General features: G+C 57.4%; 1 protein-coding gene. It reads right to left on the bottom strand.

The window, feature by feature from the left end; all coding sequences use genetic code 11:
• A partial coding sequence (locus tag DW922_RS16885) for an HAD-IC family P-type ATPase (protein ID WP_118727146.1) occupies nt 1–411 on the bottom strand: 411 nt, incomplete at both ends.

Here is a 411-nt window from a genome sequence, read left to right on the forward strand (position 1 = left end):
GCATCGATCGCGATATCGGTTCCTGCGCCGATGGCGATTCCGATATCGGCACGGGTCAGGGCCGGAGCATCGTTGATACCGTCTCCAACCATGGCTACCTTGCCCTGTTCCTTTAAAGAACGGATGACACTTTCCTTGCCCTCCGGAAGTACTCCGGCGATGACTTCATCCACACCGGCCTGTGCGCCGATGGCTTTTGCCGTGCGCTCATTGTCTCCGGTCAGCATCACCACGCGGATGCCCATGTTCTGCAGTTCTTTCACAGCACGCGGACTGTCTTCCTTGATGACATCGGCCACCGCGATCATACCAAGAAGCTTCCCGTCCCGGCTGAAATACAGCGGAGTCTTTCCAGCTTCTGCCAGCTGATCTGCCGTTTTCCGGATCTCACCGGATACGGATGCAACGCTG

This window comes from Clostridium sp. AM42-4 (genome assembly GCF_003480105.1).
In the GTDB taxonomy this organism is placed as follows: domain Bacteria; phylum Bacillota; class Clostridia; order Lachnospirales; family Lachnospiraceae; genus Brotaphodocola.